The following is an 8746-nucleotide window of genomic DNA, read 5'->3' as shown; positions in this document are numbered from 1 at the left end:
TAAAGTCCTCACTACGAACCAATCTTATTTTTTAGTCCTTTGACGAATGCGGACTAAAGTCCTCACTACGAACCAATCTTATTTTTTAGTCCTTTGACGAATGCGGACTAAAGTCCTCACTACGAACCAATTTTATTTTTTAGTCCTTTGACGAATGCGGACTAAAGTCCTCACTACGAACCAATCTGATTGTGTCCTTCGAGCTGAGATGATATTAAGGTGGGTCAGTTCACATATTTGAGGCCAATCCAATAGTTGTTTCACTCCGCACTCTATCCGCAACTAAGAAGTTCGCCGCACTCGAAAAAGTTTGGCATATTCCAATATAGGCTCTAGGCGCCGCTGATTTTGCTTGAGTGCCGAGATCAATTTTTCCGAAGGGCGGAACACCAGAGGAGCCGAATATTTGGTCAGCATCTCCATATCCGGCGACTGACTCAGCAGCATCAGCCGTACATCTTTGTCCAGCAAATAACTCAGAGATAGCAAATCTCCCATGTTAGTAAAATCATTACCGCGATCGCTAATTACTATTGTATCTTTAATCGATCGATTAGCCATCACCTCTTTGTTAATATTTCTCGCAACTTCAGCATTAAAATAGCTCAAGTCTTTGCTCCACCAAGTATCAGCAACAGCGCTGAGGGTACAGGATGCTATGCTTGCTGTAAATACCCCTGCTAACACGACTTGCCAAAACCGCTGCTGAGTTTTCACCTTACTCGCCAGCAAGCAAGCAACTGCTAGCTGCACTCCCGGAAAGCAGGAAATCAGATAGCGACTGACGGCGGAACGTTTGCCGCCTAGGATTAGATCCGGTAAAGCCAGCATCAAAAACGGTACGAAAATTGATGTTACAATAAACAGCAAAGTTGAAATATTTGTGCGGCGGCAGATGTGGTAAACTGCTGCCGCAATTAACAGCAAAAATGGCAATCTCAGCAGATAAGTCCAGATGTTGTCAAACCCGAAGTCAAAGTCAAAAAATAAGGCTGTAAAGCTGAGCGTCCACAATTTTACCAGATACAGCCAACCTGGAGATATGCGCGTCCAATCTGTCGTGGCTGAGGCTCGTTCCAGGTTGGTCGCCAGCACGTAAATCCATGGCAAATACAATATTAAAGCGGCTGTTACTGCTAAGAAAAATTGCGAATTAGTTAAATGACCTCGCATTTTTTTTTGTTTGACAAACAGCCAGTAAGCAATTATAAAAACTCCCTGTCCGACGAGTGTTAAACTGAAGAAAGGGTGAGTGTAGAAACCGATCGCGATCGCCAGCGAGTAATACGCCCAATTTTGCCAACCCCGCAACCGCACTGCTCTCAGCAGCAGCCAACTGCTGCCAATAACTGCGGCTGTCAGCAAACTGTACTGCCTTGCTGTCTGAGCAAACAAGATGTCAAAGGGAGATAAAGCCAAAAGTGCTGTTGCTACTAACGCCGCCTTCTTTGAGGCAAAAAGTTCCTGAGCTAAAGCGTACATCAAAGGCAGCGAAAACAAACTCAATATTGCTGGCAAACTGCGAGATGCTGCCAGAGAACTACCAAATTGCTCCATCCACAAACGAGCCATCAAAAAGTACAAAGGCGGATGTTGCGGGTCTTCTAATGCTAATGAACGAATTGTGTCTGCTGCTGTACTTCCCGGTTTGATCCGTTGATATTTCTGCAATTCTGGTGCAGGAACAATCCGGTTTTGAAATAGTTCGTCGTCGATTTCTTGTCTGGTGAAACCAGCGGCGCGGATAGATGTGTAAGCTTCGTCGTGCCAGTAAAGTTTGCGATCGATCTCGAAAAACCGAAATCCGATACCTAGTAAAATGCCGATCGCCAATAAGCTCATCAGCAATCGGGAATTTTTGGGATTTTGGGGATTAACAGATGTGTCTTGATTTGTTGTAGATGCCATGCTTGTCCTAATTGTGGCGATCGTCCCAGAGGCGTACCGATCGACTCCGGGGACGATCGCACCACTACGCTCAGAAACCGGGTTTTTTACCGGGATCGCCTGCTGCAACCTGTGTATTGCTGTGGAAAAACCCGGTTTCTATCCACCCCCGTTTGGGCCTGTTAAAGATCGATCGATACCAGTACAGAACCCAACCGACCATCATTCTACCCTCTGTCGATCGCCTTCTACCTTCTAAACCACAGCCCCCGTCAGGGCGCGATCGGGCTCAACCACCGCAAAATCAAGAATTCTAAACCAAATCCCCCCAGAACCTCCAGACCCCAAAAATAACTGCTAACATACGTGTTGTACAGTTAATCAACAAGCTCCGCAAGGGGTCTACCCGCGTACCGAAAATGGCAAAAAAAGAAGCTTCTACAAAAACTACTGAAAACACAGAAAAGCAAAAAGCCCTAACTTCCGTACTGTCCCAAATCGAGCGCAGCTTTGGCAAAGGAGCGATCGTCCGATTGGGAGACTCCACTCGCATGAGGGTAGAAACCATCCCCACCGGAGCTCTGACACTGGACATTGCTTTGGGCGGTGGTTTGCCAAAAGGTCGAGTCATTGAAATTTACGGCCCCGAAAGTTCCGGTAAAACTACTTTAGCCCTCCACGCGATCGCCGAAGTCCAAAAAACCGGCGGTATCGCAGCCTTCGTCGATGCCGAGCACGCCCTCGATCCCACCTACGCCTCATCATTAGGCGTAGATATTGAAAATCTCTTAGTTTCCCAGCCGGATACCGGCGAAATGGCCCTAGAAATCGTCGATCAACTCGTGCGATCCGTCGCCGTTGATATTGTAGTAATTGACTCCGTAGCAGCCCTCGTCCCCCGCGCCGAAATCGAAGGCGACATGGGCGACTCCCACATGGGTTTGCAAGCCCGCTTGATGAGTCAAGCGCTGCGCAAAATCACCGGTAACATTGGTAAATCCGGCTGTACCGTGATTTTCCTCAACCAATTGCGGCAAAAAATCGGCATAACTTACGGCAACCCCGAAACAACAACGGGCGGTAACGCCCTCAAATTTTACGCCAGCGTGCGGCTCGACATTCGTCGCATTCAAAGCTTGAAAAAAGGTACCGAAGAATACGGCAACCGCACGAAAGTTAAAGTGGCTAAAAATAAAGTTGCTCCGCCTTTCCGCATTGCCGAATTTGACATTGTATTTGGTAAAGGCATTTCTACCTTAGGCTGTCTGACTGACTTGGCCGACGAGATGGGAGTAATTCTGAAAAAAGGTTCTTGGTATAGTTACAACGGCGAGAACATCGCTCAAGGACGAGACAAAGTGATTCAACACATGGAGAAAAATATCGATTTCAAAAATGAGATCGAGCGGCTAGTACGGGAAAAACTTGATACTGGTGCTGTAGTTTCTGCTAATTCTGTCGCTCCTGTCGATGTCGATGCTGATGATGAGGATCTAGATGAGGATGATGAGATTGTTGATAATGACATTGAAGATGTAGGAGATCTGGAAGAAATCTAAATTTTGTAGCGAACGTTATTAGTGCTGTCTGCGAAGAGCGTATTGTACAATACGCTCTTCGCGGACAGCACTCAAAGAGACGTAGGGTGCGTCGCCACGAATAATTGTCGCCCTCAACTAGGATGTCAGCGAGCGACGCACCCTACAATTTTTGCTTGTTACCAGGCTCTGCCTGGTAACGCATATCTTGAGGCTCTGCCTCTTTGAACAATAGTAGGTTGGGTTTATCTGTAAACCCAACCTACTATTTTATGTATTATTTTTTTGAAATCGATCGCACTCCAAGACACAGAAACTAGGTTTCTGAGTGGGATAGCGGGAGAGGCGGATAGGGGGAGAAGTGGAGAGAATTTATCAGTTATTCCCAATCGAAAATCCAAAATCCAAAATCCAAAATTGTATAATTTGTCGATCGACTCTAGTGTTGAGGATGTTGGTTGAACGTCACCTCTAAAACCTCTGTCTGCTGCTTGATAGTAGCAGAGCGCTTTTGAGAATATTTATCGTGGATAAAAATACTTAAGGCCACACCCACAGGCAAGACAAAATAAAGGAATCCCAACAACATCTGGGAAATTTCTTCCTGCTGAGCCGCGTCAAATAGCACAGGTGCAGCACCTTGACTTGTCGTGCTGTTGACGAACTCTTGATGAGACTCCTGTGCTTTCACAGGCTCTAAACTTGATTGGGCGATCGCCGCTTGTGCGGTTCCCAGACATCCCGCCACCGCTACGCAGGCAGTCAAAAGACCCAAAATTCTTGATTTCGCGGTCGCTCCCTTGTCGATCGGGCTAATGGAGTCGCGATCGGTTGGCTGAGATTCTATTTTTGTGAAGCGTACAAGCATTTTTACCTACCGCCCTTGAATCAAATTTAATTTCTGTATTCAAATATACTATTTTAAATTTTTAAACGCAAGGCCTATGTCAGAGAAATTTGACATTAAATGCAGGATCTGCATTTAATTGATGCGCTAGCTTCAATTTTCCGGATAAAAAGTGACTTACTATACAGTTTTGCCTGAATACATAAACTTGAATTGAAGCGCAACAGGTTGATGGCCACCCGTAATAAACCCTAATTTTTATCAAAATTCATCATTCGTATTATTTCTGAGGATCGCTAAGTATGCTTCAAGGGCTTTTATCCTTCAGGGGGCCTTTTCGGATTCTGAACCTGAGTTGGTTTGCTTTTTTCTTAACCTTCGTAGTTTGGTTCAACTACGCACCCTTCAGCACAACGGTGCGGCATGACTTGGGTTTGACACTCGGCCAAGCCAGAATCATCAGTCTGTGCAACCTAGCCCTCACCATTCCTGCACGGATCATTATCGGGATGTTGCTCGATCGCTTTGGGCCCCGCATCACCTTCTCTTCACTCCTGGTGTATGCAGCAATTCCCTGTCTCGCCTTTGCAACTGCTCAAAACTTCAATCAATTAGTGTTAAGCCGCCTAGCAATGGGGATTGTCGGCGCTGGATTCGTGGTTGGCATTCGTTTAGTTGCCGAATGGTTTCCGCCAAAAGATATCGGTTTCGCTCAAGGAATCTATGGTGGCTGGGGCAATTTTGGTTCTTTTGCCGCAGAGGCTGCTTTACCGGCGATCGCCGCCGGCACCGCTTTTCTGTCAGTCGGGCATACAAACTGGCGATTGGCGATCGCCCTCACCGGCATTGTCACAGCAGTTTTCGGAGTCATTTTTTACTGCAACGTGCAAGACACTCCGCCTGGGAAAGTCTATCAGCGCCCCGCCCGCAACGGTGCAATGGAAGTCACCAGCGCTAAAAGTTTTTGGGCATTGTCGATCGCCAATATTCCTCTATTTGGCGCCTTAGGTTTGATTGTGTGGCGCTTGCAGAAAGCAAATTTTCTCACTACAGATGTGATGTACAGCATTTGGGCTTGTTTGGCCGTACTCTACGGAATTCAAGCCTACAAAGCCTGGGAAGTTAACCGAGAAGTGGTGACAGGCAAAAAACAGTACCCGCCTCAAGAACGCTACCAAATCAGTCAAGTATTTGTATTAGAACTCGCTTATGCAGTCAGCTTTGGTTCAGAACTCGCCGTAGTTTCAATGCTGCCAGAATTTTTTGAACATACCTTTAATATAAATCATGCGATCGCCGGGCCACTAGCAGCCACCTATCCCCTGATGAACTTGATAAGTCGTCCAGCCGGAGGCTTAATTTCCGACAAAATCGGCAGTCGCAAGTGGACGCTGACAGCAATGACTGGCGGAGTTGCATTAGGATATTTAATCATGAGTCAAATCACGGCAACATGGCCGTTACCGCTGGTCATTATTATGACCATGCTCTGTGCATTCTTCGTCTTCGGCGCAGCAGGTGCGACATTTGGCATCGCCTCATTAATCAAACGGGAAGTAACAGGTCAAATTGCTGGCAATATCGGTGCTTACGGCAGTGTCGGCTCTGTGATGTACGCCACCATTTACAGCTTTTTACCCCAGACAGTTGAAGGCAACCGTCTGTTTTTTGATGTACTCGGAATTGCGGCTGTGATGGTGTTTTTTCTTTGTATTTTTATCCTTAAGGAACCCAAGGTTTCTCCAAACAAAGAAGTGGCAGAGCCAGCGATGCTAATCGGTCACTAAAAATTCTCATTTTGTCAATAAATTTATTGTCAAATCAACCTTAAAGCCCGCTGCCCTTAGTTTGATAGTTCGGACTTTAGTCCTCAAATTAGATAAGGACTGAAGTCCGAAGGATCAAACATTTTTTAGTGTGGGTAGTTGACCGGACACGAGCTCGCTAACAAAAACTTACTCCGGCAAAGAAACAGGCTCAATGTATTGAGAATTAGCGCGCACGTAACAGCCTTGTCTTGTCAGCAACCAGGGTTCACCGTTCGCCATTGTAATCGCATTTCCTCCCCTGAGTTCAGCAGCAATTGTATCTCGATCGGCGCGATAAACTCGTTTAATTGCTCCGTTTGGCGTCTGGCGGCAGTTGAGTTCGCCATCTCGCGATGTGACTCGCCAAGCAGGCCAAGTTACAGTACCAGCAGTTTCGCTCGACCAAGTATTAGCATTGCTAGAAGTATAATTGCCACTGGCATTAGGACGCGGTAAAGGCTCGACTAAATTGACTTTAAATGTCTTACCAACAGAAGCACAATTTTCTCCTCCTTTCACCTTCCAAGTAACTTCTGCTCCCAATTGGTCGCTCCTTCCAGTTGCACGCCGGACAATGGCAATATCTCCAGAACAAACAATTTTTCTCCCAGGGCCGATCGCGCGGTCATTGAAAGTTCCGTTGTAATGGTAAGAGCCTACTCCTCCATCGGAACGGGTAATTTGAATATTGCCAAAATATTCGCGATTGCCTACTTGAGTAAAATAAAATCCCCTGGGAGTGTTCGCTTTTTCAGACAGGTTTAAAGTAGTTTTGCCGTTCGGATTAATATAAGTTGTAGCGCTAGCAGCACCGCACCAAATGAATGACAAAACTCCTGCAGAAAGCAAAAAATTAATTCGTTTCATGGTGATACCTTAGATGAACTTCTATTCTAATTAATAAAACTTACATACTATCTCACAAATAAACCGGGTTGTTTTGCAACTATTATTGAGAGTTTCAAGCCCGTATATTTTAGTTGAAAAACCAAGGTGATGACTATAGCAATCCTTGCAGGATTTGTGGGATGGGTACTTTCATCAGCCCGTCCCGGATTGACGCCCAAACCACGCTCACAATAGATTTGGGATTGCTATAACCGTGCGTAAGTCATGCTTTATTTATAGCTAGCAGCTCCATACTTCACCAGTCGCTTTACCAAGTGTCACTCATTTGAGCGACAGCGCACTGGTCAATACGTCTCGGTTAAAGGCAAAATTAAAGAATTTAATCTCCTCAAATACTAGCTCGCTACCGAGTGCGATCGCGCCCGGGGAAATTTCTCTCACCCAGAGCTATTGAGGTGCGTCGCTACTCGAAAAGTCGATTTTAATTCACAAATTTTTAATGGCGACACACCCTACGAATAATCTTGCCACAGGGCAAGCTGTCAAGCGGTCAACTGTCAAGCGGTCAACTGTCAAGCGGTCAACTGTCAACTGTTTACTTCACCCTGCTTCAGGTCTCTTCACCTTGATTCACTTGGTAGCACTCGCATCACTTGGTTTGCACGCTTCAGCTTCTGACTCATTGCAGGTGCAAATACTTAGGAGCAGAATAGATTCATATACGTAAGTAAAGGAGTTCCAATCACCGCTAAATACTGTGGAGTTTACGGTTACTTCCCCCTGGGTCAAGTTGCGGTAACTAACACTAGCCAGATTTTGACAACTGACAGATTTCACCTCTGAGGCTGTTTGTAAAGAAATGTAAAAGCTCCTGAAAGTTAATTGCTGTTACAGAAGGTAGGATTTCTGAGCTGAACTGTAAAAAAAAGTTGTCTTGATTCATCGCAAAAATGAACTGGACAAAGACGAATTTCATTTTTCAGAAACTTAAATTCTTATTCCAGGGAGAATCAATCATGACTGACGGTCAATTAGGAGCTATATTAAAGATGGCTCAAACAATTAATCCTCAAATTAAGAGCGATCGACATTTTGAAATTGACTTGGAAAAATTGCGTCAACTGCCAGCAGGAACATTAGGGTGCGAAGTGGCGCGATTTCTAGACGAACAAGGGTTTGAACCGATCGCATCTGGAGACTGGATTCAACGAAACCACGACGTTTGGCACGTTCTGACGGGTCTTTCACCTTCTCCAGAAGATGAATTTGTACTTCAAGCGTTTACTCGCGCTCAAGTATTTCGCCCTTCCTGTGCGATTTTAGTGTTAGTTGGACTGCTCAGTGGCAAATGTGCGATCGGACAAATTATCAAAGGTTTAAAATATGGAAAATTAGCCGATCGGCTAATTGACTGGGACGTTGCATCTGACTGGGAAACTCCTTTATCTGAAGTTCGAGAAAAACTGGGCATTCTACCATTAACTGATTAAAAATTTAACTCGTCACTGCACTGCAAAACTATGCAAAGCACCATTTACAAACCGGTAATCAGCCTGAGCCCGCGAGAAAAAGCGATCGCACAATTAGTAGCCCAAGGTCTGCCCAACAAATGTATTGCCAAAAATTTAAATATCAGTCACTGGACGGTTGCTACTTACGTGAGGCGAATTTTTATCAAACTTGGTGTTTGTTCCAGAAGTGCGATGATTGCACTGTTGATGCAAGAAAATATGCTCTGGGACTCATAAATAGTCGGGTGCGTCAGCCTGCTTTAATTCTCGGGTAATCCAGAAACTCTCTACTGACGCACCCTACAA

At 45.5% G+C, this 8746-nt stretch carries 8 protein-coding genes; 5 read left to right on the top strand and 3 right to left on the bottom strand.

Annotated elements, in window-relative coordinates; translation table 11 throughout:
- Window positions 1–282: 282 nt before the first annotated feature.
- The gene (locus QUB64_RS27495) at window positions 283–1908 is read right to left on the bottom strand and encodes a glycosyltransferase family 39 protein (protein WP_333276772.1); all 1626 of its coding nucleotides are present in this window, start codon (window positions 1906–1908) and stop codon (window positions 283–285) included.
- Between QUB64_RS27495 and QUB64_RS27490 the strand changes: the two genes are divergently transcribed.
- Entirely contained in the window at window positions 1907–2146 is a 240-nt protein-coding gene (locus tag QUB64_RS27490; RefSeq protein WP_333276774.1) for a hypothetical protein, read from the top strand. The two genes, QUB64_RS27495 and QUB64_RS27490, sit on opposite strands and share 2 nt — an antisense overlap.
- A gap of 160 nt (window positions 2147–2306) precedes the next feature.
- The gene (recA, locus tag QUB64_RS27485; protein ID WP_333276776.1) at window positions 2307–3446 is read left to right on the top strand and encodes a recombinase RecA; all 1140 of its coding nucleotides are present in this window, start codon (window positions 2307–2309) and stop codon (window positions 3444–3446) included.
- 418 nt (window positions 3447–3864) lie between these two features.
- Here recA and QUB64_RS27480 read toward each other — a convergent pair whose 3' ends face one another.
- Window positions 3865–4293, bottom strand: coding sequence for a hypothetical protein (locus tag QUB64_RS27480; RefSeq protein WP_333276779.1), 429 nt, complete (start codon window positions 4291–4293; stop codon window positions 3865–3867).
- A gap of 281 nt (window positions 4294–4574) precedes the next feature.
- On the opposite strand from QUB64_RS27480, the gene QUB64_RS27475 reads away from it, so the two are divergent.
- Window positions 4575–6059 (top strand): NarK family nitrate/nitrite MFS transporter, encoded by a 1485-nt coding sequence (locus QUB64_RS27475; protein WP_333276781.1) that lies wholly within the window; start codon window positions 4575–4577, stop codon window positions 6057–6059.
- A gap of 168 nt (window positions 6060–6227) precedes the next feature.
- Here QUB64_RS27475 and QUB64_RS27470 read toward each other — a convergent pair whose 3' ends face one another.
- Window positions 6228–6947 carry a hypothetical protein gene (locus QUB64_RS27470; RefSeq protein ID WP_333276783.1) on the bottom strand — a complete coding sequence of 240 codons (720 nt, stop codon included), beginning with the start codon at window positions 6945–6947 and terminating at the stop codon, window positions 6228–6230.
- Window positions 6948–7945: 998 nt separating this feature from the next.
- On the opposite strand from QUB64_RS27470, the gene QUB64_RS27465 reads away from it, so the two are divergent.
- Both QUB64_RS27465 and QUB64_RS27460 read left to right on the top strand, forming a co-directional pair.
- Entirely contained in the window at window positions 7946–8419 is a 474-nt protein-coding gene (locus QUB64_RS27465) for a Coq4 family protein (RefSeq protein ID WP_333276786.1), read from the top strand.
- A gap of 30 nt (window positions 8420–8449) precedes the next feature.
- The gene (locus QUB64_RS27460; RefSeq protein ID WP_333276789.1) at window positions 8450–8677 is read left to right on the top strand and encodes a response regulator transcription factor; all 228 of its coding nucleotides are present in this window, start codon (window positions 8450–8452) and stop codon (window positions 8675–8677) included.
- Window positions 8678–8746: the final 69 nt, after the last annotated feature.

The sequence above is a fragment of the Microcoleus sp. Aus8_D2 genome (assembly GCF_036702665.1).
In the GTDB taxonomy this organism is placed as follows: domain Bacteria; phylum Cyanobacteriota; class Cyanobacteriia; order Cyanobacteriales; family Microcoleaceae; genus Microcoleus.
This window is presented reverse-complemented; position numbering and strand designations above follow the sequence as displayed.